Here is a 26,318-nt window from a genome sequence, read left to right as displayed (position 1 = left end):
ACGCCCCATTGCCCTCCGTTAGCCCCGACTGAATGATGTCCGAGCCCACCGCCACAGCCCTCCCAGTCACCGAGCCCCTGCCGGTGCCGGCCCCCGCGAAGCTGGTCGACGTGGCCAGCCTGTCGCGCGAGAAGCTCGCGCTGTTCCTGAGCGAGCAACTGGGCGAGCGCCCGTTCCGCGCGGCGCAGCTCTACCGCTGGCTGCACCAGCGCGGCGCCACGACGTTCGACGAGATGACGGACCTGTCCAAGGCCCTGCGCGACAAGCTCAAGGTCCAGGCGGAGATCGTCCCGCTGGTGAAGGACCTGGAGCAGCGCAGCGTCGACGGCACCATCAAGTACCGCTTCAAGACGCGCGACGGGCGCTTCATCGAGTCCGTCTACATGCCGGCGGAGGACCGCAAGACGCTCTGCGTGTCCACCCAGGTGGGCTGCGCCATGGCCTGCTCGTTCTGCATGACGGGCACGCTGGGGTTGAAGCGCAACCTCACGCCCGGCGAGATCGTCGCCCAGGTGCACGCGGTGAACCGCGAGGTGCGCGCCAACGAGGGCCTGGAGACGCTCCGCCCGCTCACGAACCTGGTGTTCATGGGCATGGGCGAGCCGCTCCACAACTTCGAGAACCTCAAGACGGCGCTCTCCATCCTCCAGTCGGAGGAGGGGCCCAACTTCAGCCACCGGCACATCACGGTCTCCACCGTGGGCCTGGTGCCCATGATCGAGCGCTTCGGCCAGGAGACGGACGTCAAGCTGGCCATCTCGCTCAACGCCAGCACGGACGAGCAGCGCAGCAAGACGATGCCGGTGAACCGCAAGTGGAACATCCAGGCGCTGCTGGATGCCTGCCGCAAGTTCCCCCTGCGTCAGGGCCGCCGCATCACCTTCGAGTACGTGCTGCTCAAAGGGTTCAACGACACCGACGAGGACGCGCACCGGCTGAAGGAGCTGTTGCGCGACATTCCCGCGAAGGTGAACCTGATCCCCTACAACGAGAACCCTGGCCTGGGGTTCCAGACGACCGGCGAGCAGCGGGCCGAGGAGTTCCGGGCCATCCTTGCCGAGGCCCACGTCGCGGCATACATCCGGAAGAACCGGGGCCGGGACATCGCCGGGGCCTGTGGCCAGCTCGCCAACCGCGACGAGACGGCCGCTGAAGCCCCGGTGTGACATAAGCACCCGAGCTTCCTTGACAATCCAGTCGGCGGGGCGCTAAGAGCGCCCCCCTCCGCCTGTTACCGTAGAAGTCACACGATTTCGCTGGAGCGTTCCATGGCCGTTGTCCTCCGTCTTGCCCGCGCGGGCGCCAAGAAGATGCCGTACTACCACGTGGTTGCCACCGACTCGCGCAGCCCGCGCGATGGCAAGTTCCTGGAGCAGGTCGGTTCCTACGACCCCAACCACAGCCCCGCGAAGGTGCAGTTCAACGAGGAGCGGCTGAACTACTGGCTGAAGAGCGGCGCGCTGCCCTCCGAGACGGTCGCGGACCTGATCAAGACGGCGAAGAAGCAGGCCCCGGCGACCACCGCCTGAGCACGCCCCCGTCTGGACAAGACGTGGAGCCGCTGCTCACGTATCTGGCGAAGGCCCTGGTTGATCAACCCGACCAGGTCACCTTGCGCATCTCCGAGGCGGATGGCGGCCGGCTCTATGAGCTGAAGGTCGCCCCCGAGGACGTCGGCAAGGTCATCGGACGTGATGGGCGCACCGTGAACGCCCTCCGGACGCTGATCAACGCCGCCGCCCAGAAGCAGGGCCAGAAGGTCCGCCTGGAGATCCTTGACGATCGCCGCGCTCCGGGTTCTCCCCCGGCGCCGCCCACTCCGGACGCCGCGCGGTGAGCGCGCAGGCCTGTCTGGAGCTGGGCTACGTGGCCCGTGCGCACGGGCTGCGCGGCGAGGTGGCGGTCAAGAGCTTCGACCCCGCCTCGGAGACGCTCGGCACGGTCGAGCGTGTCCGGCTGCGCCTGCGCTCCGGGGAAGAGCGCGAGTACGCCCTGGAGACCTTCCGCCCCGCGAACAAGGAAGACCTCGTCTGCTTCGAGGGCGTGGAGTCCCGCACGGCCGCGGAGGCGCTGGTGGGCGCGAAGGTGTTCGTCTACCGCGAGGACCTGGAGCCGCCCGAGGAGGGTGAGTTCTTCCAGGGTGACCTCGTGGGGTTGAACGCCGTGGACGAGCAGGGCGCCTCCCTGGGCACGGTGGAGGAGGTCTGGGCCACCGGTGAGGTTCCCAACCTGGTGATCCGTGCGAAGGGCCGGCCGGAGCTGGTGGTGCCCTTCGCGGACGAGTTCGTGCCGGCGGTGGATGTGCCCGCGGGGCGCATCGTCATCCGGCCCCCGGAGTACCTGGATGCGGACGATTCGCCGGGGAAGTCTGGAGACGGCGGGTGAGCTACCGGGTGGAACTGCTCACGCTGTTCCCCGGGATGGTGTCCGGCTACCTGGGCGCGAGCATCCTCGGGAAGGCCCAGGAGAAGGGGCTGCTCTCCGTCACGCTCACCGACGTGCGCGACTACGCCGAGGGCAAGCACCGCGTCACCGACGACGCGCCCTACGGCGGCGGCGCCGGCATGGTGATGAAGCCCGAACCCCTGGTGGCCGCCATCGAGGCCGCCCGGGCCCGTCTGCCCGGGGCGAAGGCGCTCCTGATGAGCCCCCGGGGGCCCACGTTCACGCAGGCGACGGCGCGCGAGCTGGCTCGGCACGATGCCGGGCTGATCCTCGTGTGCGGCCGGTACGAAGGCGTGGACGAGCGGGTGATGCCCTTCCTGGACGGCGAGCTGTCCCTGGGCGACTTCGTCCTCACGGGCGGGGAGGTCGCCGCCCTGGCGGTGGTGGACGCGGTGGCGCGGCTGGTGCCGGGCGTCCTGGGCAACGAGGCGTCCTCCGTGGCGGAGAGCTTCGAGGAAGGCCTCCTGGAGCACCCGCACTACACCCGGCCGCCCGTCTTCCGGGGCGCCGAGGTGCCGGCCGTCCTCCAGTCCGGCGATCACGCCCGCATCGCCCGCTGGCGCCGGTGGAAGGCCATCAAGCTCACACAGGAGCGGCGGCCGGACCTGTTCGCGCGGCTGGTGTTCAGCAAAGCGGATCAGAAACTGCTCGCCAGGGAAGAAGAAGCGTTGTAACCCTGCGTGTTCTCGCGGAACCTTTTGTTGCAGGCTTGTTCGTCCCGGCGGTCTCTGCTAGGACGGCCCGCTCTTTTCCACGCGTCCTACGCGTCAAGTTCCGCTTTCTGGAGTCCGTCATGCGCCGCAGCCTCATCGAGCACGTCGAAAACAAGTTCCTGCGCAAGGACATCACCGCGTTCCGCACGGGTGATTCCGTTCGCGTCCACTGGAAGGTCAAGGAAGGCGAGAAGGAGCGCGTGCAGGCCTTCGAGGGCGTGGTCATCCGCAAGACCAAGGGCACGAACCGCGCGACCTTCACCGTGCGCAAGATGTCCTTCGGCGTCGGCGTGGAGCGCATCTTCCCCATCCACAGCCCGCGCTACGAGAAGATCGAGGTCCTCACCCGCGGCGACGTGAACCGCAAGCGCCTGTTCTACCTCCGCGAGCTGAAGGGCAAGGCCTCGCGCGTGGACGTGCAGGTGGACCCGGACAAGGCCGCCGCCAAGGCCGCCGCCGCCCGGGGCTAGTAGGTCCTCAGAAACCCTCTCGCGGCCTTCGCGGCCGCGTGCGAGAAGGAGCGTCCGTCACTGGACGCTCCTTTTTTCGTTCGGGCTAGACTGCGCGCGCCATGCACTTCGTCGAGGTCGCCATCCAGAACGTCCGCGGGTTCTCTCCCGCCGGGCGTTTCCCGCTGAAGACCGGATACCTCATCCTCAAGCCGCCCACGGCGGACGTGCTGCCGCTGGCGAACCTGGCGCTGTCGCTGTTGTTCGCGGATGGCCGGGGCGGGGACGCGAGCCTGGTGGGCTCCGCGGGGCGCTCCGGCAAGGCCGCGCTGACGTTCGTGGGGCAGGACGGGATGACGTACCGGGTGTTGCGCGAGCTGGGCGGCTCTGGATCGCTGCACCGGCTCAACCCCGCCACGAGCCAGCCGGAGCTGGTGTCCACGGACGTCTCGGAGATCAACCAGTACCTGCGCGGCCAGGCGGGACTGCCTCCGCGCACCACCTTCGAGCAGGTGTACTGCCTCCAACTGGTGATGCTGCCGTCGCGCCGGCCTCGCAAGAGCCTGGCGAAGGCCGCGGCGGCCGCGGGCGCGAGGGCCTCCGGGGCCACGCCGTCGCTGGCGACCGCTTCCCAGGTGCTCCCGGCGGAGGACGTGCCGGCGGCCGAGGCGAAGGTGAAGGTGCTGGAGAAGGAACTCGTCACCGCGAAGGCGGTGGATCAGCTCCAGTTCAAGGTGGACGAGCTGGCGTCGCTCATCTTCGAGGCGGACTCCAAGCTCAAGGGCGGGGAGGGGCTCAAGGAGGCCATTGCCCAAGCGGAGGCCGCCTGGCGCGCGGCCCCCTCGCCGGAGTCGCTGGGGCTGCCCCTGGACATCCTCTCGCGCGTGAAGCGCTACCCGAAGGTGGTGGCGCGGCGGGACGAGGCGCTGGCGCGGCTGGAGACGGACCGCGATCCAGAGCTGGAGGACGCGTCGCTGAAGGTGCCGCCCCTCACCCAGAACCGCTACTTCTGGGGCGGCCTGGGCGCGGGCGTGCTCTTCATGGGCCTGAGCGTGGGCCTGGGCATCGTCGCGGCGCAGCCCATGTGGCGCTACCTGGCGCTGGTCAACATCCCCGCCTTCGGCGCGGCCGCGTGGATGGCGCTGCGCTACGTGGATGACCTGCAGCACGCCACGCGCAAGGGCTCCAAGGACAACCGCAAGGACGCGAGGCAGAAGAAGATCCTCGACGAGTTCGAGCTCGAGGACGCGCCCGTGCGCATGGCCGTCAAGGCCCTGAACCTGGAGAGCTACACGGAGATCCCCGCCGCGCTGGAGCAGAAGGACCTGCTCGGCATCCGGCTGGGGGAGCTGCAGACGCAGTTGGAGGAGTTCGAGGCCTCCGAGGAGTACCAGGGCGCCATCCGCGACGGACAGGAGCTGCGCGCGCAGCAGGAGGCCCTCAACGCGGAGCTGTCCGCCAAGGGCACCTACGTGCGCGACCTGCGCGAGGTGGAGCGGGAGCTGTCCCGGCTGAAGGAGTCCATCGCGCTGGCGAAGGCGCCCCCGGTGCCGGTGGCCGCGGCGCCCGGCCAGACGCCCGCGCCGGTGGATCCGCTGGAGGACCCGTCCCCCCTGGTGCTGTCGCAGGCCGCGGACGTGCTCACGACGGACATGCTCTCGGTGCAGGCGCTGCTGAAGGACCGCTGCGTGCAGTACCTCACCGCGCTCACGGACCGGCGCTACCAGGGCGTGGAGTGGGACCGCGAGGGCAACGCCTTCCTGCTCGCGCAGAACAACCGCATCCCGGTGGGCGAGCTGTCCCCGAAGGACATCGACCTCTACTACCTGGCGCTGCGCATGACGGTGGTGGAGAAGACGTGCGCCCGGGTGAAGCGCCCCTTCCTCCTGGACGACGTGCTGACGGGCGTGGACGAGGCGAAGCTGCCCCTCGTCGCCCGCATGCTCAAGCACCTGGGCACGCTCACGCAGGTGCTGCACGTCACCGCCCACCCGGGCTTCGGCCAGATGTCGGACGGCACCGTTAACGTCTAGCCGCCGCCGGAGGTCCAAGGGGCGGCGGGGACGGAATGGGGACGCGGCGGGACGTGGGGGACGTGGCGGAGTCGCAGGGCGTGCGCCTGCTGGAGTCGCAGGGCTTCCGGGTGGTGGCGCGCAACTGGACGTGCCGCTACGGCGAGCTGGACATCGTGGCGGAGCAGGGGGAGCTCATGTGCTTCGTGGAGGTGCGCATGCGCTCCACGGCGGCGTGGGGAGACCCGTCGCACACCGTGTCCTTCGCCAAGCAGCGCCGGGTGGTGAAGGCCGCGCTGCACTATCTCTTCCAGAACGGCATCGACGGGCGCATGGTGCGCTTCGACGTCATCTCCGTCGTGGGCCAGGGCGAGCACGCCCGGGTGGAGCACCTGCCCGCCGCCTTCGACGCTGGCATGTAAAGGAATCCGTCCCTTGGCTGGAACGCTCTACCTCGTGGCCACGCCCATCGGGAACCTGGGGGACGTCACCGCCCGGGCCCTGGAGACGCTGCGCACCGCCGGCTTCCTCGCGTGCGAGGACACCCGGCACTCGCGCATCCTGTTGGACCACTTCGGCATCGCCGGGAAGGACCTGGTGAGCCTGCCCGCCTTCGCGGAGGGGCAGCGCGCCGGGCGCATCCTGGACCGCATCGAGGCGGGGGAGGACTGCGCGCTCATCACCGACGCGGGCAGCCCCGGCATCAGCGACCCGGGGGAGAAGCTGGTGGCGGAGGCGCTGGAGCGCGGCCTGAAGGTGGAGCCGGTGCCCGGCCCCACGGCGCTGGTGGCCGCCCTGAGTGCGTCAGGCCTGCCCACCGGGCGCTTCCACTTCCTGGGCTTCCTGCCGCGCAAGGGGCCGGAGCGCCGGGCCATGCTGGATGAAGTGGCGCCCCTGTCCGCCACCTGCGTCCTCTACGAATCCCCGCGCCGCCTGGCGGAGACGCTGGTGGACCTGCAGGAGGCCTGGGGCGACCGCCGCGCGTGCGTGGCGCGCGAGCTGACCAAGCTGCACGAGGAGTTCGTCCGGGGCCCGCTGTCCGCGCTCGTGGCGCGCTACGCGGGCGAGGAGACCCGGGGCGAGGTGGTGGTGCTGGTGGAGGGGCGCACCGGGGAGCAGCGCTGGAGCGAGGACGAGCTGCTCCGGGCGCTGGAGTCGGGCCTGGCTCGCGGCGAGAAGCTCAAGCCGCTGAGCACGGAGCTGGCCCGCCGCGCGGGGTGGCCCGGCCAGGAGGTGTACCGGCTGGGCCTGGGGCTGAAGCAGCGGTAGGGGAGGCCCACCGCCGCGGTCATCCGGCGCGGGCCTTCAGAAGCTGAAGGTCGCGCCCAGGTCGAAGCGGAACGTGGTGCTCTGGATGGCCCGGAAGCGGCGGGACACCAGGTCGTAGCGCCAGTCGAACGTGGGGTTCAGCTCGTCCGAGCCCGGGGCCGTGTCCACGGTGCCGTCGCCGTTCAGGTCCTGGCCAATGGCCTCGGTCGTGAGCAGGTGGTCCGTGTTGTAGAGGAAGTTGCCGGAGGCCCGGATGGTGAAGGCCTGTGCGGCGCGGGCGGTGACGCCCACCTGGCCACCCACCTGGAAGTAGTCGTCGGAGGTGAGCAGCTTGCGCAGCGCGGAGCTCAGCTCGTTGTAGTACCGGCCGCGGCCCACGTAGTTGCCCAGCAGCCGCAGGTCCAGGGCGAACTTCTGGGACCTGGCCGCGTTCTCGAAGGGCACCAGCTCCATGCCGAAGGTGAGCGCCGTCTGCGAGGGGGCCTGGATGCCCGTCTCCTTCCGGGTCCACGGCTCCTTGTAGCAGTTGTACGGCGCACCCAGGTTGGGCCGCCCGTCGCCGAAGTTGGGCGGGGGAGTGACGGACTGGTCGCAGTTGGAGTAGGCGCCGGGGCCGCGCACCGGGATGGTGTAGGACGCCTTGAAGTACGGCTCCGCCACGCCCATCTTCCGCGAGAAGGACGTGTAGAGCTGGTACTTGTGGACGCGGTCGCCCACGTTGCCGCGGTCGCCGTCCGGGTCCGTGTTGTCCAGGCTCGGGTCGCGCTGCTTGGCGGTGGGCGCCTCGTAGTCGATGCCGACGATCCACGTGGGCTTGGTGTCGTCCTTCTCCTGGTTGAAGAAGGCGTACGCCAGGCCGAAGTGCACGTTGCCCAGGCCGCCGCGGTAGCTCTCCTGGGGCACCTGGAACAGCCGGCCCTTGCAGCCCTCGGCGGAGTAGGGCGAGCCGTCCGCGTTGTAGCAACTGTTGGTGATGGTGGAGTTGCCCTGGGTCGTCCCCGAGACGAAGTCCCAGGTCTCGTTCTGCTGGAAGACGATGGGCAGCTTGAAGCTGAACTCCAGGTCCTTCCACAGGCCGAAGGCCACGGCCAGGTTCAGCCGCGCGTCCACGCCCTTGTACCAGAGCTCATTGACGTCCGGGACGCTGGTGGCGTCACCGTCGCTGAGCTGCTCGCGGACGATCTTCGCGCGCGTCTGCGAGCGCTCGAAGCCCACGTCGAGGAAGAGGTCGAACGGATCATCGTCCTCGAACGAGGAAGCAATCCGGGTGATCTCCGCCGCGCTGGCGGCGAACGGCACGCCCAGCGTCAGCGCGGCGATGACGGCGCGAAACCTGTGCATCCACTACCTCCGACGACCACGGCCCAGGCCTGCCAGCTAGCCGTGCCGTCGGAGGAGTGTCAAGAAATGGGTGGGGCTTTACTTCCCCGCGACGGAGGTTCCCAGCAGTCCGTCCAGCCGCTGGACCTCGGTGTCGAAGGCGCCCTTCTGGGCGGCCGCCAGGGACGCGCGGAAGGTCTTGTGCTGGTCGAAGGGGTCCAGGACCCGGTTTTCGCCCAGCATGAGCTGGTAGTGCAGGTGGGGGGCGAAGGAGTGGCCCGTGTTGCCGCTCTGGGCCAGGACCTGGCCCGCGTTCACGCGCATCCCGGGCTGGATGCTCTTGGGCAGCTCCGCCAGGTGCAGGAAGAGGGCGCGGCGGCCCTTGCCCCCGGACTCCACCAGCTCGATGCAGTTGCCGTTGCTGCCGAAGTTCCAGTTCTTGCGCTTGATGACGCCCGCGAAGGGCGCCCGGACCGTCGTCCCCACCGGCGCGCGGAAGTCCACGCCCTTGTGGCCGCGGCCGTCGCGCAGGAGCGAGGTGATCTGCTCGTAGCTGTCGATGGGCGACTTCTCCATCCGCAGCTCCAGCTCGTCGCCGCCAGGCAGGTAGTAGCGGGCGTTCTGCTCACCCGCGGGCGTGAAGCGGTAGGCGCGGTGCGTCTGGCCCGTCTTGCCGCTCACGAAGCGCACCGCGTACACCAGCGGCTCCTCGTTGGGGCGGCGCTGGTAGAGCACGTCCAGGGTGTCCCCCCGGAGGATTTCACCGGGGACGCGCACCCACCACACCAGCGTGCGCGTCACCACCTGCGCCAGGGCGGGGCCCACGGTGGCGTCGGAGGCCTGGACGAGCGCCGTCTCCAGCGGGCCCTCGATGCGGATGGACACGCGCTCCAGGCCCGCGGCCTTCACGGGGTCGGTGGGCGCGGGCGGGGCCACGGGGGCCTCGGCCACGGTGCCGGCGTCCAGCGCGGACGCGGTCTGCGAGGCGACGTCCAGGGGGACATCCGCCATGCGCTGTTTCCACCACCACACGCCACCCGCGGCCGCGCCGAGGATGACGGAGACGGCAACCACCGGTCCGAAGGGATTGCGCTTCGGTGGTCCACCGAGGGTGGGAAGATTCGGCCGCATTCAGGCTCCCTGAGGGTAAGAAGGTACGCGGGGGCCGAAACCGCCGGGAAGAAGGCGATATTTCGGCGCCCCGGGCTACTCGTCCGGGCCGTCTTCCTGACCGTCCGGGGTGGTGTCGCGCAGGCCGAACTCCTTCATCTTCGTCTGGAGCGACTTGCGGCTGATCTGCAGGAGGCGCGCGGCGCGCGTGACGTTGCCGCCCGTCTCCTCCAGCTTCTTGACGATGAGGTCGCGCTCCAACTCCGCGGCCTTCATGCGCACGATGTCCTTGAGGCCTACCTCGCCCACGGGGACGTCCAGCGTGCCCAGCGAGGCGGCGACCTGGGCCCCCGCCTGCACGCCCGCTCCCCCGCGCACCGGCTCCGGCAGGTCCCTGGCGGTGATGAGGGGGCCGTCCGCGAAGAGCAGCACGCGCTCGATGAGGTTCTCCAGCTCGCGGATGTTGCCCGGCCACGCGTACGCCTGGAGCAGCGCGAGCGCGTCGTCGGCGATGCCTTCGATCTTCTTGTGGAGCCGCCGGTTGTACTTGTCCACGAAGTGCGCGGCGAGCATCGGGATGTCGCCCCGGCGCTCGCGCAGCGCGGGCAGCACGATGGGCACCACGGCCAGCCGGTAGTACAGGTCCTTGCGGAAGCGGCCCGCCTCGATCTCCGCCTGGAGGTCGCGGTTGGTGGCGGCCACCAGGCGCACGTTCACGCGCGTCGTCTTGATGCCGCCCACGCGCTCGAACTCGCCCTCCTGGAGCGCGCGCAGGAGCTTCACCTGCATCTCGACGGGGATCTCGCCAATCTCGTCCAGGAAGAGGGTGCCCTCGTCGGCCAGCTCGAAGCGGCCGGGCTTGGACGTGACGGCGCCGGTGAAGGCGCCCTTCTCGTAGCCGAACAGCTCGCTCTCCAGGAGCGTGGCGGGGATGGCGGCGCAGTTGATCTTGATGAACGGCTTGTCGCGGCGGCTGGACGCACCGTGCAGCGCGGTGGCGATGAGCTCCTTGCCCGTGCCGCTCTCCCCGGTGATCAGCACCGTGGAGGGCGTGTCCGCGACCTTGTCGATGATCTTGTAGACGTCTTGGATCTGCGGCGACTCGCCGATGATGGCGGACCGGGCCTTGTGGTCCGCGCGCACGGAGCGCTTGGCGCTCTCGTTCGTCTTGGCGGCCTTGGCCACGACGGAGGACAGCTCCGCCTGATCAAACGGCTTGGTGATGTAGTCGAACGCGCCCGCCTTGATGGCCTCCACGGCGGAGTCCACGGTGCCGTGCGCGGTGATGATGATCACCGGCACGTCCGGGTTGGCGGTGCGCACGGCGGCCAGCACCTCCATGCCGCCCAGCTTGGGCATCACCAGGTCGGTGACGACGATGTCCGCGCCGTTCTTGTGGAACTCGGCCAGGCCCTGCTCGCCGTTCTCCGCCACGGTGACGTCGAACCCGTCGCGGCGCAGCAGGGCGGCCAGCACCTTGCGCAGGTTCGTCTCGTCGTCGATGACCAGGACCTTGGCCATGAGTCTTTCGCGCGGCGACCGCGACCTAGCGGCGCGCCGGGGGAGCGGCGGGGGTGGCGCCTTCCAGCGTGCAGATGGCGTCCGGGTGCTTGATGCGCAAGAGCAGCGACTCCAGCACGCGGAACGGGTGGTTCATCTTGCTGGCGCCCAGGTAGGCCGCGACCATGTCCATGGCCACCGCCAGGTCCATGTTCTCCCGGCCCGTGGACACCACCACGCCGGACTCACCGCGCAGGCGGTTGGACTGGTAGACGCCGTCCGCCGCGAGCTGGCTGATGGTCTGGATCTCCAGCACGCCCGTCTTCTCGTAGATGCGGTGCAACTGCGAGTACAGGCGCGGCGACAGCACCACGGCGTAGGGGCCGAAGTGGCCGGCCTCGTTGAGCTTGCGCGTGGCCTCCACGATGGTCTGGAAGCCGCCGCCCGGCGCCGTCCAGTCCCCCAGCGTGGCGGTGAGGCGGCCGTTGGCCGTCATCAGGCCCTCGTAGCCCAGGCGCTGGTCGCCGTAGAAGATGAGCTCGTCCTCCTGCTGCGCGCACAGCGCCGCGGCGCCAGCGGCGGCGGACACGTCCAGCGGCATGTTGTGCGTGCGCGCCGCCTCGATGTCCCGCCAGTGCAGCAGGAAGTCCTTGTAGATGATGGGGATGGTCTTGAACTTGCGGACGTCGGTGAAGACCATCGCGGTCTCCTGCTCCCCGACGATGTCCACCGCGCCCGGGGACACGCCCTGGAACTCGTCGTACGCCACCGTCTGCACGCCCGCGCCCAGCGGCCCGTAGATGTCCAGGATGCGGCGGCCCACCAGCGACCGGCGAGCCACCTGGATCACCGTCTCGTTGAGGCGCGCCCACTCCTCTTCGCGCAGCGGGTTCTCGGCATGTCCAAGGAAGTCAGGCATCTGTGTCTCCGTCACGAGCGGCGGCAGAGGAGGGGAAGGCAGGAAGCAAGAGGGTTCTAACGACCGCCACCGGAGCCACCGCTTCCACCGCCGCGGCGCAGGCTGCCGATGGTGAGCGGGTGGCCGTTGGCGGCGGGCGGCGGCGCGGGGACGCCGTAGATCAGGCGCTGGGGCGGCAGGGACGTCAGGGGCTCGTTCGCCAGGCGGCCCACCGAGGGCGGCGCGCGCGTCACGACGGGCGAGGGTTCAGCGGCGGGCGGGGCGGGCTCCGGGGAGCCCCCCCCCGTGGCGGCCTGGAAGTGGCCGGGGACGAAGGGCTTCGCGAAGTGCGCGTCCTGACCCTTGTCGAGCATGCGGAGCATGTGGGTGGCCTCGGACACGTGCTCCTTCTCCTCCGCCGCCAGGTGGAGGAAGAAGGCCTTGACCTCCGGGAGGGAGGAGTCCTCGGCGTACGCCTCGTACTCGTTGATGGTCTCGAGCTCGCGCGCCAGGACGGCGCGGATGCGCGCGACGTCGGACCGCTCGGTGTCGGACTTTCCGGCCATTGAGGGCGGACCCTCGCAACCCGTGGGGAGACCGTCAAGTGAAACAGCGGTCGAAGGGTTTCCTGCTGCATGCCGAAGAACGCCGGACGTAGAGTCCGCCCCTTCGTGACCGCCCCCGCACCCGCCTCGCCCCCCCGGCCCGACGCTCCGGCCGCCCCGCCACCGTCCGGCCCTGAACGCAGCGCGGGAGGCCGTGGCGCGATGCTGGTCGCCATTGGCATCCTGGCGTCACGGCTGATGGGGCTGGTGCGCGAGCGGGTCTTCGCGCACTACCTGGGCAACGCGGAGGCCGCCGCCGTCTTCAAGGCCGCGCTGCGCATCCCCAACTTCCTCCAGAACCTCTTCGGCGAAGGCGTCCTGTCGGGCTCCTTCATCCCCGTCTACGCCCAGCTCCTGGGCAAGAAGGACGCGGACGAGGCGGACCGGGTCGCGGGCGCGGTGTTCGGCCTGCTGGCCCTGGCCACCGGCGTGATGGTGGCGCTGGGCATGCTGGCCACGCCGCTGTTCGTGGACCTCATCGCGCCGGGCTTCCAGGGCGGCGAGCGCGACCTGGCCGTGCGGCTGGTGCGCATCCTCTTCCCGGGCACGGGCTTCCTGGTGCTGAGCGCGTGGTGCCTGGGCATCCTCAACAGCCACCGGCGCTTCCTCCTGTCCTACCTGGCGCCGGTGGTGTGGAACGTCGTCATCATCGCCACGCTGCTGGGGGTGGGCCGCGTGCAGGGCACGTCCGGGGGCCGCGCGGCGGAAGAGGCCGTGACGGAGTGGCTGGCCTACGGCGTGGTGCTGGGCAGCTTCCTCCAGTTCGCGGTGCAGGTGCCCACGGTGATGCGCCTGTTGGGCCGCTTCCGCCCGGTGCTGTCGCTGGCGAGCGCCTCCGTGCGCCAGGTGCTGAAGAACTTCGGCCCGGTGGTGCTGGGGCGCGGCGTGGTCCAGTTCAGCGCGTGGGTGGACACCGCCTTCGCGTCGCTCATCTCCAACCGCGCGCTGTCCTCGCTGCTCTACGCGCAGACCATCTACCTCATCCCGGTGAGCCTCTTCGGCATGGCGGTGTCCGCCGCGGAGCTGCCGGAGATGGCGCGCGCCACGGCGGAAGGGGAGGCCCAGGCGCACACGAAGCTGCGCGGCCGCATCGACGCGGGCTCGCGCCGCATCGCCTTCTGGGTGGTGCCGTCCGCCGCCGCGCTCCTCTTCCTGGGGGACCTGGTGAGCGGCGCGCTCCTGCAGACGGGCCGCTTCGGCGCCTCGGACTCGCGCTACCTCTGGTACCTGCTGATGGGCGCCGCGGTGGGCCTGGTGGCGTCCACCGTGGGCCGGCTCTACGCGTCCGCCTTCTACGCGCTGAAGGACCCGAAGACGCCCTTGCGCTACGCCATCGTGCGCGTGGCCCTGGGGACGGTGAAGGCCTGGTTCCTGGCGCTGTGGCTGCCGGAGCGCCTGGGGCTGCCCCGGGAGCTGGGCGCGGCGTTCCTCACCCTGTCCAGCGGCATCGTCGCCTGGGTGGAGACCACGCTCCTGCGCCGCAAGCTGCGCTCCATCGTGGGGCCCGTGGGCCTGCCCTCGGGGCTGCTGCCCCGGCTGTACGGCGCGGCGGTGGTGGCCGGGCTCGTGGCGTTGGCCGTCAAGCAGGGCCTCACCGGACTCCTGGGCCCCATGCCCGGGGTGGGGGTGGAGTGGGGAGGGACGCTGCTGGTGCCGCCCCGGCTGCACCCGGTGCTGGGCCTGATGGCGACGGCGGTGCCCTTCGGCGTCGTCTACTTCGCCGTGTCCGCCGCGCTGGGGGTTCCGGAGGCGGGCGCCGTCTTCCGCAAGGTGGGCCGGCGCCTGGGGCTCGCCCGGTAGACGCGGCGCGGCGCCCGGTGGGGCGGCTGCCCGGCGGGCGGTGCCTGGGAGCTCAAACGGAATGCAGGACAGGGCCCTTTCCGTTGCGATAGGAGGCCCTTTGTGGAGGGGATGGCCGCATGCGGCTTCCTCCGGGCATGGCGCGCGTGTAGAGTGCGCCGCCTTTTTCAAGAGGCCCTGACTTCAAGGAAGTCCCGGGTCGGAAATCGTCAACGGAAGGTCTCGGCAGTGAGCGACGAGAAGAGCGGCGGAAATTCGGGCGGTCCTGGCGGTTTCGGTCCCAAGAAGCCGAAGGCCACGTTTGGCGACGTGATGCTGGGCATCCCCTCGGGGGGCCAGGGCAACGAGCGCGGCGGTGGCCGTGGCGGCCGCGATGAGAAGAGCGGGCAGGGCCGCGGTGATCGCGGTCCTCGCGACGCCCAGTCGCAGCCCCGTCCCCAGGGCGACGCGCCCCGTGGCGGCGGCGAGCGCGGCGGTGGCCGTGGCGGCGAGCGCCGGGGAGGTGGCGGAGGCGGCGAGCGCCGTCCATCCGGTCCCATGGTGGTCGTGAAGCGGGCCTCGGGCTCCATCGAGACGCGCGCCCTGGAGGGTGAGAAGCCCGCCGAGGCGACCGCGACCGCGGAGCAGACGGGCGCCGACGCGCAGGCCTCCGCGGCCTCCACGCCGGCTCCCGCGCCGCGTCCGGTGACGCCGGCCCCCGCGCCGTCCAGCCCGCTGTACGACGAGGTCCCGGAGACCGAGTCCTTCGCGGACATGTTCGAGGCGCAGGTCAAGGACGGTGGCGCTCCGGGCCGCCGCGGCGTGCGCATTGGCGAGAAGGTCGCCGGCACCATCTTCCAGTTGGGCGCGGACACCGCGTTCGTGTCGCTGGACGGCTCCGCGAAGTCGGAGGCGATGATCGAGCTGCGCGAGCTCAAGGACGACGAGGGCATCCTGCGCTTCGGCGTGGGCGACCGCCTGGAGGCGCACGTCGTGGAGATGGGCGCCAAGGGCATCATGCTCAGCCGCGCGCTGGCCAAGGGCAACGCGTCCTTCGCCATGCTCGCGGAGGCCCGCGCCTCCGGCATGCCGGTGGAGGGCCTGGTCCTCAGCGTGAACAAGGGCGGCGTGGAAGTCGCCATCGGTGAGACGCGCGCCTTCTGCCCCATCAGCCAGTTGGACATCCGCTTCGTGGAGAAGCCGGATCAGTTCATCGGCGAGAAGCTCCAGTTCCGCGTGACGGAAGTGCGCGACCGCAACGTGGTGCTGTCGCGCCGCTCGCTGCTGGAGGACGAGCAGCGCCGGCTGGCCACGGAGACGCGCAAGAACCTGGCCGTGGGCAAGACGGTCAAGGGCAAGGTCTCCGGCGTGCGCGACTTCGGCGTGTTCGTGGACCTGGGCGGCGTGGAGGGCATGGTCCCCGTCTCCGAGCTCTCCTACACGCGCGTCGCGCACCCCAGCGACGTGGTGAAGCAGGGCGACGAGGTGGAGGTGGAGATCCTCCGCATGGAGGAGGGCCAGCCCAACTCCCCGGACAAGGCCAAGCAGAAGGAGCGCATCACCCTGTCGCTGCGGTCGCGTCAGGAGGATCCGTTCAAGAAGGCGCTGGAGGAGATCAAGGAGGGCGACCGCCTGCAGGGCAAGGTCGTCCGGCTCCAGCCCTTCGGCGCGTTCGTGGAGCTGCGCCCGGGCGTGGACGGCCTGGTGCACATCTCCGCGCTGAGCGACCGGCGCATCGCGCACCCGCGCGACGCGGTGAAGGAAGGCGAGGTCATCTGGGTCTCCGTCGAGAAGATCGACCCCAATGACAAGCGCATCGGCCTGCGCCGCATCTCCGAGGAGGAGGCCCAGCGTCCTCCCGAGGAGCGTCCGGCGAAGGAGGCGCAGCCCTCGGCGCCCAAGGAGCCCGCGGCGCCCCGTCCCAAGGTGGGCGCGGTCGTCGTCGGCAAGGTGGACCGGCTGGAGCCCTACGGCGTGTTCCTCGCGTTCCCGGGCGGCAAGGGCCTCATCCCGGCCAGCGAGACGGGCACGGATCGCGGCACGGACATGCGCAAGCACTTCGCCATCGGCCAGGAGCTGAAGGTGGCGATCATCGACATCGACGCCTCCGGGAAGATCCGCCTGTCCATCCCCGCGGCCATCCGCGCGGAGGAGCGCGCCGAGGTCGAGGCGTGGCAGAAGACGCAGCAGCCCGTGGGCGGCGGCAAGAAGGGCTTCGGCACCTTCGCGGATCTGCTCAGCAAGCTGGGCAAGTAGTGACGTCACGCCATCTCGGCGCTCGCACGCGACAATGCGAGGGGGCGCCGAGATAGGTGTTGACGGTAGCGAGGGGCTTCGGTACTTACCCTCTCGTTCTCGCCGCGGGGTGGAGCAGCCTGGTAGCTCGTCGGGCTCATAACCCGAAGGTCGCAGGTTCAAATCCTGCCCCCGCAACTTGAAAAGCCCGGGGTCGAAATGAAAGTTTCGATCCCGGGTGTTCAAATCGAGAATCGCAGTACCGCGTCACGGTGACGCGGGGTGGAGCAGCCTGGTAGCTCGTCGGGCTCATAACCCGAAGGTCGCAGGTTCAAATCCTGCCCCCGCAACTAGAGAGGGCCCCGGTGGAAACGCCGGGGCCCTTTCGCTTTTCAGCGTCTGGCTTTCCCGCCCGCATGCCCGGGCGGGCGCCATGCTTCGACGGGCCGCAGTGGGTGCTCCTCGAAGTGGCGGCGGGCCGTGCGGACGAACGCGCCCACGTTCGCGGAGGCGCTGCGGCGGCCAGGGTAGATGACGCTCACCGGGACGGGAGGCGGCGCGAACGCCCCCAGGAGCAGGACCAGCCGCCCCGCGAGCACGGCGTCCGCCACCTGGTACGAGAGCGTGCGCGCGATGCCAACCCCTTGCTCCGCCGCCGCGATGGCCGCGTCCGCGCTGTTGAGGATGAGCCGGGGCTGGACGCGCACCGGCTTCTCCCTTTCGCCGAACCGCCACTCGTTCGTCGCGTCGAGGTTCTCGAAGGCGATGAGCTCATGGCGGCTCAGCTCCGCGGGCGAGCGGGGTGTCCCGCGCTGCTTCACGTAGTGGGGGCTGGCCACCAGCACGCGCCGGACGGCGCCGACTTTAAGGGCGATGAGGCTGCTGTCCTTCAGCTCCCCCAGGCGGACGGCTGCGTCGATGCCTTCGTCCACGAGCTGCTGGTTCCTGTCCGACAGGTGCAGGCGGACGGACAGGGCCGGATGTGCCGCGAGCAGCTTCTGGACCACGGGCAGGACGTGGAGCCGTCCGAAGACGATGGGGGCGGAGAGGTGCAGCTCGCCTCGCGGCTCGGCGTTCTCCCCCCGGACGCGGCGGTCGGCCTCGTCCAGGTCCTCCAGCAGCCGCTGGCAGCTCTCCAGGTAGACCTGCCCCCGTTCGGTGAGGCGCACGGAGCGCGTCGTGCGCGTGAGGAGCGCGAGCCCGAGCCGCTCCTCGAGCTGGGCGATGGCCCGGGTCGCCACCGAAGGAGAGATGCGCAGGTGGCGGGACGCGGCCGTGAAGCTTCCCTGCCTGGCGACGGCGACGAACGTCCGGAGCGTGAAGAGCTGGTCCATGATTCTTGCGAAGTTGGCAATGAAGTCTTGCCTGCCCGCCTGATTATTTCACCTGCCCCGGTGGCTATACGTGGTGCATCGGCAATTCCGCCGTGTCGCCAGGAAGAGCCATGGGCCGATTCGCCAGACTCGCCTTCACGCCCGCGGTGAAGGCGTTGCAGGAGCAGCATGGGAGCCGCGCGGCCTATGCGCGGATGGAGAGGGCAGGGGACGCGCCGGACGTGCTCACCCCCGACGAGGAAGAGTTCCTGGCCCGGCGTGACAGCTTCTACATGGCCAGCGTCGGTGCGAACGGCTGGCCCTACATCCAGCACCGGGGCGGTCCGCCGGGCTTCGTCCGGGTGCTGGACCCCCACACGCTGGGCTTCGCGGACTACCGGGGCAACAAGCAGTACATCTCCGCGGGCAACGTCAGCGAGAACGACCGGGTCGCGCTCATCTTCGTGGACTACCCGAACCGTGCGCGCCTGAAGGTCCTGGCGCATGCGACCGTCATCACCCGCGAGACGGACCCCGCGACGATGGAGCGCCTGGAGGTACCCGGAGAAGGCACGAAGGCCGAGCGCGGCTTCGTGCTCCGGGTGGAGGGCCATGACTGGAATTGCCCCAAGCACATCACGCCCCGGTTCACCGAGGCGGAGCTGGACGAACTGCTGCGGCCGGTGTCGACCGAGCTCCAGACGCTGCGCTCGGAGAACCGCTCCCTGCGCGAGGAGCTTGCTCGCTTGAAGCGTTCCCCCGTTTGACCCTGGACCTACGGTTGGGTAGGTTACGGTCTGGTAGGTATGGCCATGGAGGCACGAGCCATGAACAGCCAGTCGCCAGGCGTACGGACGAACGCGGAGGCCCTGCGGGGGGCCAGCCGCCTCGTGGTGCAGGGCACCCGGGGCGTGATGGGGCTCGTCGAGGAGGTGCACTGCACCATCGCCAGCGGGCCGTCCGTCCTGGGCAGGCCGCTGGAGCGCCCGGCGCGAGCCGTGACGAGCTTGATCTACTCGACCCTCCAGGAGGTCACGCGGCACGTCGGGGCAGGGCTCGATGCCGTGCTCGCGCGGCTCTCTCCGTGGCTGGGGGACAGTGCTCCGGGACCTCAGCGGGAGGCGGTGGTCTCCGCGCTGAACGGGGTGCTGGGGGATGCGCTGGAGGCGCAGGGCAACCCGCTCGCGATCCCGATGGCGTTCCGGGTCCACGGGCAGCCGTTGTGCCTGGAGCCCGAGGCCCTGCGCGCCGCCCTCCCGGAGGCAGGGAGCCGGCTGCTCGTGCTGATTCATGGCTCCTCGATGAACGACCTTCAGTGGAGCCGGCGGGGGCATGACCATGGCGCGGCGCTGGCGCGCGACCTCGGCTACACGCCGGTCTACCTCCACTACAATAGCGGCCTGCACATCTCCCGGAACGGGCGTGCGCTCTCCGGGCTGCTGGAACAGCTCGTGGCCTGCTGGCCCGTGCCGCTCGAATCGCTGACGCTCCTGGGCCACAGCATGGGTGGACTGGTGGCGCGGAGCGCGTGCCTCGCGGCGGAGGCCGAGGGCCAGGGGTGGCGGTCCTTGTTGCGAGGGCTCGTCTGTCTTGGGTCGCCCCATCATGGGTCGCCGCTGGAGCGCGGTGGGAGCTGGGTGGACGTGCTGCTGGAGCTCAGTCCGTACAGCGCGCCGTTCGCGCGCCTGGGACGGATCCGCGGTGCCGGGGTCACCGACCTGCGCTTCGGCAACGTGCTCGACGCGCACTGGGAGGGGCGGGAGCGCTTCGGATGGGGTGGGGATGCGCGTCGCGGCCTCTCGCTGCCGGAGGGCGTGGCCTGCTACGCGGTCGCGGCCACCACCGCGAAGGCGTTGGCGGAGCGGCTGCCCGGTGACGGGCTGGTGCCGGTGGACAGCGCGCTCGGGCGCCATGCCCAGCCGGAGCTGACGTTGCGGTTCCCGGAAGCGAACCAGCGCATCATCCCGGGCGCGAACCACCTGGACCTGCTCGACCACCCGGAGGTCTACGCCGCGCTTCGAGCGTGGCTCGCCTGCTGAGCGGCTCCGTTAAAGCGACTGGACGTGCTCCGCGATGCGCCCCGAGGCAAGCAGCTCGCGCAGCTCATCCGCCATGCGGTCGCCCTCGGTCAGCACCTGTCTCCACGCGCGGATCCGGTCCGCGTCCTTCAGCTTCGTGAAGTCGGAGCGGTCCGGGATGCGTCCACCGGGCAGCCGTGCCAGGTGCGCGGGGGATGGCGTGATGATCAGCGCGCGGCGGAAGTTGAGCGGTCCCGCGCGCCGCCACTTGAGCGACTTGTCGAACCAGCCGGGCACCACGTACGGATAGAAGTGCGGATAGAGCACCAGCCCGTCGCCCGCGCCGTAGTCCACGTCCAGGTGGTAGTCGACGACGCCGCCGTCGCGGTACGTGCCAGGAGGCGCGCCCGGGATGTCATGGACGCCCGCGAGCACCATCGGGATGGATCCCGACGCGATGAGCGCGGGGCGCAGGTTGTCGCGGGTGAGGGGACGGTGGACCGACGGCAGGTCCTTGAGCCCGGCGAAGGGGCTGGTGTCCCCGGCGGTGTGGAACACGACGCGCTCCATGTGGAGCCCGAGCGTCCGGCGGCTCACCGCGTTCGCCAGCGCGCCCAGCACGAAGCCCATGAGCTGCACGCTGGACTGCTCCACCGCGAGCAGCCCCTTGCACCGGGTCGTCACCACGTGCAGCCGCGCCCACGGGTGCGTGAGGATCTCCTCCATGCCGTCCGGCCCCAGGAGGGAATCCAGGATCGTCGCGCTCCTCTCACTGACCAGCGAGGGCGGAGGCTTGGGCGGATAGCGCTGCTCCAGGTACGCGTCCGCGAAGCGCTTCAGCGCGGCCACCGGGTCCTTCTGCGCCAGACACGCCAGCCGCCAGCTCCCGATGGAGCTGCCGATGAGGTGCAGCGGCCGGGTGCGCGGCTGCTGGAGGAGCTCGCCGAACAGCACGCGGTCGATCCCCTCCAGCCCCAGCCACTTCGGGCCACCGGAAGCGCCCGGAAGGATGTCCACGTCCTCCGCGCGCAGCCCGCGCTCCCGGAGGATGCGCAGGGCGTCGGGGCCCGCAAGCAGGGTCAGGCTCTGGCTCATCGCGGGGGCGGACCCTAGCAGTCCGGCACGGACGGAGGCTCAGCGCTCGTCGTCCGGACGCTCCGAATCCAACGGATGGAGCGTCACCACCTGGTGGCCGTCCTCTGGTTCGGTGCGCGCCTCCTCCAGCTCCTCGGGCGTCCGGGGCGCCCGCTCGGAGAACTCGTCGTTCTCCAGGTGCCGCTGGCGCTGCTCACTGGTCTCCCCGTAGCCCTCCAGCTTCTTGCCCGCCATGGTCGTCCTCCCATCAAAACGTGAACCTCAAGCCTTGGGATGACACCCGATGGGCGCAAGCGGTGGTCTGCCCGGGCGGACGCACGCTCCAGGAGCGGGGCTCCAGCGGGCGCTCACTCCTCCAGCGTTCCCACGGAAGGGGGCGCGCCGTCGCGCTCGCGCTGGGCCTCCAGGTAGGCGGAGAAGCCCGCCTTGGACTGGATGCGGAACACCGGCAGCCGGGGCAGCACGTCGTCCGCGAACGCGTACTGCTCGCAGACGAGGCTCGCGCGCAGGGCCCCCTCCGGTCCGCCGGTGAAGGCCTGGACCTCGTGCTGGAGGTTGCCACGGAAGTGGACCAGCAGGCCCGGCCTGGGGCGCACCTCGCCCTGGAGCTGGTTGTCGCGCAGCAGCCGCAGCGCGCCTCCCCGCGCGCCTTCCGGAACCCGCAGGTACAGGACGCTCACGTGCTCCGGTGTCGCGTCCGGGACGCCGCTCGGCTCCTGCAACGTCGCGTCGATGTGCCGTCCCACCGGCGTGCCCGCGTCCAGCAGCAGCAGGTTCAGGTAGAACGCATTGGGACGCGGACGCGTGTCCTTGCCCCCGAACCAGCGCTGCGTCCAGGGCAGGAGCCCGCGCGCGCTGTCGTCATCCAGGATGCGGCGCAGGTAGACGGACAGGAACGGGAAGCGGGCCTCCAGCGTCGCGCGGCCTTCTCGCGTGAAGATGAACGCGAAGCCCCGGCTCGCGCGGAACGTCCCCATCAACGGACTGCGCGCGACGAAGCGGGAGCCGAGCAGGGCATCCCCCAGGGCCTCCAGCGCCGCGCGGGGCAGGGCGTCGCGGTGGGTCACGTACTCGGGCACGGACCGGACGCTAGCGCCTTCCCGGCGCGCGCGAGAGGAGAACCACCACCGCCCGCCTCCCTCCCGGCCGAGCCCGGGGCTACAGGCTGGCCTGCTTCACGCCGCCCTTCGACCTGCCCAGCATGTGCAGCAGCGCCTTCTCCGAGCAGTGCATGCCTTCGCCCGCGCTCGCCGCCAGCTCGTCCACGGACTTGAAGTAGCGGTCCACCACCTGGCCCCGCTCGAACAGGACGAGCACGGACGGGTAGATGTACGACGCCTTCGCCACGGCGGGCGTGTTGCCCAGGTGCTCGGAGGCCTCGCGTACCGCGGCCACCATGCTCTTCTTGAGCACGGTCTTCTTCACCGGGCCTCCGTCGCCGTCCTCCACGCGCTCACGGGCCCTCGCCAGCGCGCAGGCGCAGATGAGCGTGCCCGCCCAGGTGCGGAAGTCCTTCGCGCTGAAGCCCGGGCCCATCACCTGCTGGATGTACTCGTTGATGTGCCGGCGCCGCACGTCCACCACCGCGCCGTCGTCGAGCACGAACTTGAAGACATCCCGCCCGGGCACCTTCAACAACTGCCGCACGAGCGTCGCCACGCGCCGGTCCTTCAGCTCGCGGTGCTGCCGCACGCCGGACTTGCCCGGGTAGTCGAACACCACCGTGTCGCCCTGCACCTTCACGTGCCGAGAGCGCAGCGTGGCCAGCCCGAAGCTGCCGTGCTCCTCGGCGTAGCGCTCGCTGCCCGGACGGATGAAGCAGGTCCCGAGGATGCGCAGCATCCCCGCGAGCACCCGCTCCCGGCCCAGGCCCCGCCGGCGCAAGTCCTTGTTCACCTGGCGCCGCATCTTCGGCAGCGCCTGCGCGAAGCCCACGATGCGCTGGTACTTCGCGTCCCGCTGCTTCTGCGTGTGGGCCTCGCTGTAGCGGTACTGCCAGCGGCCCGCGCCGTCCCGGCCCACCGCCTGGAGCCGCGCGGAGGCCTTGGGCGAGATGGCCACGTCCGTCCAGGCGGGCGGCAGCCGCAGCGCGTCGATGCGCTCCCGCTCCGCTGGCGGCACCGCCCGGCCCCGCGCGTCCACGTAGCGGAAGCCTCGCTTCATCGTCCCCAGCCGGCGGTGACCGTCCTGCCGGAGGCGCTCCAACTGGGTCATTCCGCGGCGACTCGCGGGCGGGACGCGCTCGGATCCTGGAACGGTGGCGTGGGAGGGCATCGCCTCCTGTAGTGCGCAGCCCACGCCGGGGCGGCAATCCGGGTGCCCCCTGGCGGCCCGCACAGCAGGCGACCGGAAAAGCCCCGGGTGGCATTTTCGGATGGGGGTGCAGTCGTTTAGAGTTCGTTGCGACTCCCACCTCTCAATTTATTCCCGAGGCATGACGACCTTCCTCGACGCCCTCCTGGCGTTCCCGACCGCGATCTTCACCATCCTCCTCGGTGTGGTGCTGGCCTACTGGCTGTGCGTGATCATCGGCGCGGCGGGCATCGACATGCTGGATGGCGACGTGGACCTGGAGGGCGGCGCCAAGGCGGTGAGCGGCGCGTTCGAGGGCGGCGCCAAGGCGACCTCGGGGCTCCTGGAAGGGGGCGCGAAGGCCGTCGGAGGCCATGACGTCGGCCACGCGGGGCACTCGCACCTGCACGACGCGGAGGCCGCCACCGGCCTGCTCGCGATGCTGGGCTTCGGCGGCATCCCCGTCACCGTGTCGGTGAGCCTGGTGGTGTTCCTCTCCTGGTCGCTGTCGCTGCTCGGCGGACAGGCCACGCACGCGGCGCTTTCCATGTTGCCCTCGTGGCTCGTGAGCACGGGCCTGGGGCTCGTCTGCGCGACGGTGGGGACGGTGGCGGGCGGGCTCGCGGTGCGGCCCCTGCGCCCCATCTTCATCGCCAAGAAGGCCCCGGGCCGTGAGGCGCTGATGGGCCGCGTGTGCACCATCTCCAGCGGCAGCGTGACGGCCAGGGATGGCCACGCCACCTTCGACGATGGGGCCGCGGGCCTCATCCTCAACGTCTTCTGTGACAAGCCCAACCAGCTCAAGCGCGGCCAGCCGGCGTTGATCCTCGGCTACGACGCGGAGCGGGGCGTGTACGAGGTGGAGCCGGTGGACTGGCTCCTGCCCCAGGAAATGGAGCAGCTCCGGGATCCGCTGAAGGCCGCGGCCATCGCGCGAGCCCGCGCCCAGCGATGAACATTGGCGTCCTCCGGGCTCCTCCGGACGGGCGCGGCAATCGGCACCGGGTGGCTTTCGCGGGGGACCCCGAGTGCTTGGAACAAGGCCCGCCCAACGGACTTCACAGGATAGGCCATGGATCTGATCACCACTGCGGCAATCGCCGGCGTCGCAATCATCATCCTCTTCGGCATCTTCGTCAGCGTGGCCAAGTTCTACCGCCAGGTGGATCAGGGCAAGGTGCTCATCGTCAACACCATGAAGACCGAGCCCACGGTCACCTTCACCGGCGCCGTGGTGCTGCCCATCGTCCACCGCGCGGAGGTGATGGACATCTCGCTGAAGACGGTCGAAATCGACCGCCGCGGCAAGGAGGGCCTCATCTGCCAGGACAACATCCGGGCGGACATCAAGGTCACCTTCTTCGTGCGCGTGAACAAGACGCGTGAGGACGTGCTCAAGGTGGCCCAGTCCATCGGCTGCGCCCGCGCGTCGGACCAGGAGACGCTGGAGAACCTCTTCGAGGCCAAGTTCTCCGAAGCCCTCAAGACGGTGGGCAAGTCCTTCGACTTCGAGCAGCTCTACACCAAGCGCGACGAGATCAAGGACAAGGTGGTGGAGACCATCGGCCGCGACCTCAACGGCTACATGCTGGAGGACTGCGCCATCGACTTCCTCGAGCAGACCCCGGTGGAGATGCTCGACAAGGACAACATCCTGGACGCGCAGGGCATCCGGAAGATCACCCAGCTCACCACCGAGCAGAACGTCTTCACCAACGAGCTGCGGCAGACCGAGCGCCTGGCGGTGACCAAGCGCAACGTGGAAGCCGACGAGGCCATCTTCTCCCTCGAGCGTCAGCGCGAGGAGGCCGCCGCCAAGCAGCGCCGGGAGATCGACAGCATCCAGGCGCGTGAGACGGCCGAGGCCGACCGCGTGAAGAGCGAGGAGTTCGCCAAGGCGCAGTTGGCGCGCATCAAGGCGGAGGAAGAGATCGCCATCAACGAGGAGAACAAGCAGCGCCAGGTGCAGGTGGCCCAGAAGAACCGCGAGCGCGTGGTGGGCGTGGAGTCCGAGCGCGTGGAGAAGGACCGCGCCCTGGAGGCCATCAACCGCGAGCGTGAGACGGAGCTGCAGCGCATCGCGAAGGAGAAGGCGCTGGAGTCGGAGAAGAAGGCCATCGCCGACGTGGTCCGCGCCCGCATCGCGGTGGAGAAGACCGTCGCCCAGGAAGAGGAGAACATCAAGGACCTGCGCGTGACGTCGGACGCCAGGCGCACCAAGGAGGCGATCATCATCACCGCCCAGGCGCACGCGGAAGAGGCGTCCGTGAAGGACGTCACCGCCGCGGACGCGAGCGCGAAGATCGCCGTGTTCATGGCCAAGGAGAAGCTCACCCTGGCGGAGGCCGACCTGGAGGCCGCGGACAAGCAGGCCAAGGCGAAGATGCGGCTGGCGGAGGGCATCCAGGCCGAGTCCGCCGCGGCGGGCCTCGCCACCGTGCGCGTGCGTGAAGCCGACGCGGTCGCCACGGAGAAGCTGGGCATGGCGCAGGTGCGCGTGAAGGAGGCCGAGGCCTCCGTCATCGAGAAGCAGGGCCAGGCGCAGGCCGCCGCGGTGCGCGAGAAGCTGCTCGCCGAGGCCGCGGGCGCGGAGCAGAAGGGCCTGGCGAACGCCCGCGTGCAGGAGGCCGAGGCCACCGCCATCCACAAGCGCGGCGAGGCGGAGGCGTTCGCCACGCGCGAGAAGCAGTTGGCCGAGGCCGCCGCCATCCAGGAGAAGCTGATGGCCGAGGCCCGGGGCCTGTCGGAGAAGGCCGCCGCGATGAAGGCCCTGGACGGCGTGGGCCGCGAGCACGAGGAGTACCGCCTGCGCCTCCAGAAGGAGCGCGACGTGGAGCTGGCCGCCATCAACGTCCGCAAGGAGATCGCCCAGGCCCAGGCCACCGTCCTGGCCCAGGCGTTCAGCAACGCGAAGTTCCAGATCGTCGGCGGCGACGGGAAGTTCTTCGAGAACTTCATCAAGGCCGTGTCCGTCGGCAGCTCGGTGGACGGCGCGCTGGAGCACAGCGAGTCGCTGAAGAAGGCGCTCGGCGGCTACCTCAACGGTGAGAAGGACCTGCCGGCGGACCTGAAGGAGATCCTCTCCAAGCCGGGCCTCAGCAACGACGCGCAGAACCTGGCCGTCGCGGCGCTGCTCAACCGGATGTCGGTGAGCCCCACGGAGACCACCGCCGCCGGCATCAAGGCGCTGGTGCAGTCGGAAGCCGCGGCCCTCGCGCAGAAGCAGCAGGGCTGAAGCGTCCCGCCAATCGCAACTCCTTTCCGG

Annotated in this window: 25 protein-coding genes and 2 tRNA genes; 17 read left to right on the top strand and 10 right to left on the bottom strand. The window is 70.3% G+C overall.

Annotation, left to right across the window (positions count from 1 at the left end):
• The first annotated feature begins 35 nt into the window (after window positions 1–35).
• The 9 genes from rlmN to rsmI all read left to right on the top strand — a co-directional run bounded on the left by rlmN (window position 36) and on the right by rsmI (window position 6,888).
• Window positions 36–1,166, top strand: coding sequence for a 23S rRNA (adenine(2503)-C(2))-methyltransferase RlmN (rlmN, locus tag K8612_RS15810; protein ID WP_223763026.1), 1,131 nt, complete (start codon window positions 36–38; stop codon window positions 1,164–1,166).
• 102 nt (window positions 1,167–1,268) lie between these two features.
• The gene (rpsP, locus tag K8612_RS15805) at window positions 1,269–1,529 is read left to right on the top strand and encodes a 30S ribosomal protein S16 (RefSeq protein ID WP_014397299.1); all 261 of its coding nucleotides are present in this window, start codon (window positions 1,269–1,271) and stop codon (window positions 1,527–1,529) included.
• A gap of 23 nt (window positions 1,530–1,552) precedes the next feature.
• Window positions 1,553–1,837 (top strand): KH domain-containing protein, encoded by a 285-nt coding sequence (locus K8612_RS15800; protein ID WP_223738153.1) that lies wholly within the window; start codon window positions 1,553–1,555, stop codon window positions 1,835–1,837.
• On the top strand, window positions 1,834–2,385 hold the full coding sequence (gene rimM, locus K8612_RS15795; RefSeq protein WP_223738154.1) for a ribosome maturation factor RimM: 552 nt from the start codon (window positions 1,834–1,836) through the stop codon (window positions 2,383–2,385). Before K8612_RS15800 ends, rimM begins: the two co-directional genes overlap by 4 nt.
• Complete coding sequence (gene trmD, locus K8612_RS15790) at window positions 2,382–3,119, top strand: tRNA (guanosine(37)-N1)-methyltransferase TrmD (RefSeq protein WP_223762856.1); 738 nt, start codon at window positions 2,382–2,384, stop codon at window positions 3,117–3,119. Before rimM ends, trmD begins: the two co-directional genes overlap by 4 nt.
• Window positions 3,120–3,238: 119 nt before the next feature.
• Window positions 3,239–3,628: a 50S ribosomal protein L19 gene (gene rplS, locus K8612_RS15785; RefSeq protein ID WP_223738156.1), complete on the top strand. Its 390-nt coding sequence runs from the start codon at window positions 3,239–3,241 to the stop codon at window positions 3,626–3,628.
• 101 nt (window positions 3,629–3,729) lie between these two features.
• Window positions 3,730–5,640 carry an ATP-binding protein gene (locus K8612_RS15780; RefSeq protein ID WP_223762855.1) on the top strand — a complete coding sequence of 637 codons (1,911 nt, stop codon included), beginning with the start codon at window positions 3,730–3,732 and terminating at the stop codon, window positions 5,638–5,640.
• Window positions 5,641–5,675: 35 nt separating this feature from the next.
• Window positions 5,676–6,041 carry a YraN family protein gene (locus K8612_RS15775; RefSeq protein ID WP_171421594.1) on the top strand — a complete coding sequence of 122 codons (366 nt, stop codon included), beginning with the start codon at window positions 5,676–5,678 and terminating at the stop codon, window positions 6,039–6,041.
• A 13-nt stretch (window positions 6,042–6,054) separates the two neighbouring features.
• A complete protein-coding gene (rsmI, locus tag K8612_RS15770; RefSeq protein ID WP_223738159.1) occupies window positions 6,055–6,888 on the top strand; it encodes a 16S rRNA (cytidine(1402)-2'-O)-methyltransferase in 834 nt (277 codons plus the stop codon).
• 36 nt (window positions 6,889–6,924) lie between these two features.
• On the opposite strand, the gene K8612_RS15765 is transcribed toward rsmI, so the two are convergent.
• From K8612_RS15765 to K8612_RS15745, 5 genes are all read right to left on the bottom strand, one after another.
• Window positions 6,925–8,229 carry a hypothetical protein gene (locus tag K8612_RS15765; RefSeq protein WP_223738160.1) on the bottom strand — a complete coding sequence of 435 codons (1,305 nt, stop codon included), beginning with the start codon at window positions 8,227–8,229 and terminating at the stop codon, window positions 6,925–6,927.
• Window positions 8,230–8,307: 78 nt separating this feature from the next.
• Window positions 8,308–9,339, bottom strand: coding sequence for a M23 family metallopeptidase (locus K8612_RS15760; protein WP_223738161.1), 1,032 nt, complete (start codon window positions 9,337–9,339; stop codon window positions 8,308–8,310).
• 75 nt (window positions 9,340–9,414) lie between these two features.
• Window positions 9,415–10,839 (bottom strand): sigma-54 dependent transcriptional regulator, encoded by a 1,425-nt coding sequence (locus K8612_RS15755; RefSeq protein WP_223738162.1) that lies wholly within the window; start codon window positions 10,837–10,839, stop codon window positions 9,415–9,417.
• A gap of 25 nt (window positions 10,840–10,864) precedes the next feature.
• On the bottom strand, window positions 10,865–11,737 hold the full coding sequence (gene encA / locus K8612_RS15750; RefSeq protein WP_120566121.1) for an encapsulin nanocompartment shell protein EncA: 873 nt from the start codon (window positions 11,735–11,737) through the stop codon (window positions 10,865–10,867).
• A 56-nt stretch (window positions 11,738–11,793) separates the two neighbouring features.
• Window positions 11,794–12,282, bottom strand: coding sequence for a ferritin family protein (locus K8612_RS15745; protein ID WP_223762854.1), 489 nt, complete (start codon window positions 12,280–12,282; stop codon window positions 11,794–11,796).
• Between the two features lie 201 nt (window positions 12,283–12,483).
• Here K8612_RS15745 and murJ point away from each other — a divergent pair, with 201 nt between their 5' ends.
• The 4 genes from murJ to K8612_RS15725 all read left to right on the top strand — a co-directional run bounded on the left by murJ (window position 12,484) and on the right by K8612_RS15725 (window position 16,685).
• Window positions 12,484–14,121, top strand: coding sequence for a murein biosynthesis integral membrane protein MurJ (gene murJ / locus K8612_RS15740; protein ID WP_223738164.1), 1,638 nt, complete (start codon window positions 12,484–12,486; stop codon window positions 14,119–14,121).
• 228 nt (window positions 14,122–14,349) lie between these two features.
• Window positions 14,350–16,356 carry a S1 RNA-binding domain-containing protein gene (locus tag K8612_RS15735; protein ID WP_223762853.1) on the top strand — a complete coding sequence of 669 codons (2,007 nt, stop codon included), beginning with the start codon at window positions 14,350–14,352 and terminating at the stop codon, window positions 16,354–16,356.
• Between the two features lie 103 nt (window positions 16,357–16,459).
• Window positions 16,460–16,533 (top strand) — tRNA-Met (locus K8612_RS15730).
• Between the two features lie 78 nt (window positions 16,534–16,611).
• Window positions 16,612–16,685: transfer RNA gene (locus tag K8612_RS15725), tRNA-Met, on the top strand.
• A gap of 42 nt (window positions 16,686–16,727) precedes the next feature.
• Here the strand turns inward: K8612_RS15725 and K8612_RS15720 are convergent.
• The gene (locus K8612_RS15720; protein WP_223762852.1) at window positions 16,728–17,669 is read right to left on the bottom strand and encodes a LysR family transcriptional regulator; all 942 of its coding nucleotides are present in this window, start codon (window positions 17,667–17,669) and stop codon (window positions 16,728–16,730) included.
• Window positions 17,670–17,779: 110 nt separating this feature from the next.
• Between K8612_RS15720 and K8612_RS15715 the strand changes: the two genes are divergently transcribed.
• Together K8612_RS15715 and K8612_RS15710 are read left to right on the top strand one after the other, a co-directional pair.
• Window positions 17,780–18,415 carry a pyridoxamine 5'-phosphate oxidase family protein gene (locus K8612_RS15715; protein ID WP_223762851.1) on the top strand — a complete coding sequence of 212 codons (636 nt, stop codon included), beginning with the start codon at window positions 17,780–17,782 and terminating at the stop codon, window positions 18,413–18,415.
• Between the two features lie 60 nt (window positions 18,416–18,475).
• Window positions 18,476–19,687, top strand: a complete 1,212-nt coding sequence (locus K8612_RS15710; RefSeq protein WP_223762850.1) for an alpha/beta hydrolase — start codon at window positions 18,476–18,478, stop codon at window positions 19,685–19,687.
• Window positions 19,688–19,696: 9 nt separating this feature from the next.
• Here the strand turns inward: K8612_RS15710 and K8612_RS15705 are convergent, their stop codons facing one another.
• The 4 genes from K8612_RS15705 to K8612_RS15690 form a co-directional block, all read right to left on the bottom strand.
• Window positions 19,697–20,761: a patatin-like phospholipase family protein gene (locus K8612_RS15705; protein WP_223762849.1), complete on the bottom strand. Its 1,065-nt coding sequence runs from the start codon at window positions 20,759–20,761 to the stop codon at window positions 19,697–19,699.
• 39 nt (window positions 20,762–20,800) lie between these two features.
• On the bottom strand, window positions 20,801–20,995 hold the full coding sequence (locus K8612_RS15700) for a hypothetical protein (protein ID WP_223738170.1): 195 nt from the start codon (window positions 20,993–20,995) through the stop codon (window positions 20,801–20,803).
• A gap of 113 nt (window positions 20,996–21,108) precedes the next feature.
• Window positions 21,109–21,840, bottom strand: a complete 732-nt coding sequence (locus K8612_RS15695) for a 2OG-Fe(II) oxygenase (RefSeq protein WP_223762848.1) — start codon at window positions 21,838–21,840, stop codon at window positions 21,109–21,111.
• Window positions 21,841–21,919: 79 nt separating this feature from the next.
• Window positions 21,920–22,975 (bottom strand): DNA topoisomerase IB, encoded by a 1,056-nt coding sequence (locus K8612_RS15690; RefSeq protein ID WP_223762847.1) that lies wholly within the window; start codon window positions 22,973–22,975, stop codon window positions 21,920–21,922.
• Window positions 22,976–23,195: 220 nt separating this feature from the next.
• Here K8612_RS15690 and K8612_RS15685 point away from each other — a divergent pair, with 220 nt between their 5' ends.
• Entirely contained in the window at window positions 23,196–24,008 is an 813-nt protein-coding gene (locus tag K8612_RS15685; RefSeq protein WP_223762846.1) for a hypothetical protein, read from the top strand.
• Between the two features lie 117 nt (window positions 24,009–24,125).
• A complete protein-coding gene (locus K8612_RS15680) occupies window positions 24,126–26,288 on the top strand; it encodes an SPFH domain-containing protein (protein ID WP_223762845.1) in 2,163 nt (720 codons plus the stop codon).
• Window positions 26,289–26,318 lie beyond the last annotated feature (30 nt).

This window comes from Corallococcus sp. AS-1-6, assembly GCF_020037015.1.
GTDB lineage: Bacteria > Myxococcota > Myxococcia > Myxococcales > Myxococcaceae > Corallococcus.
This window is presented reverse-complemented; position numbering and strand designations above follow the sequence as displayed.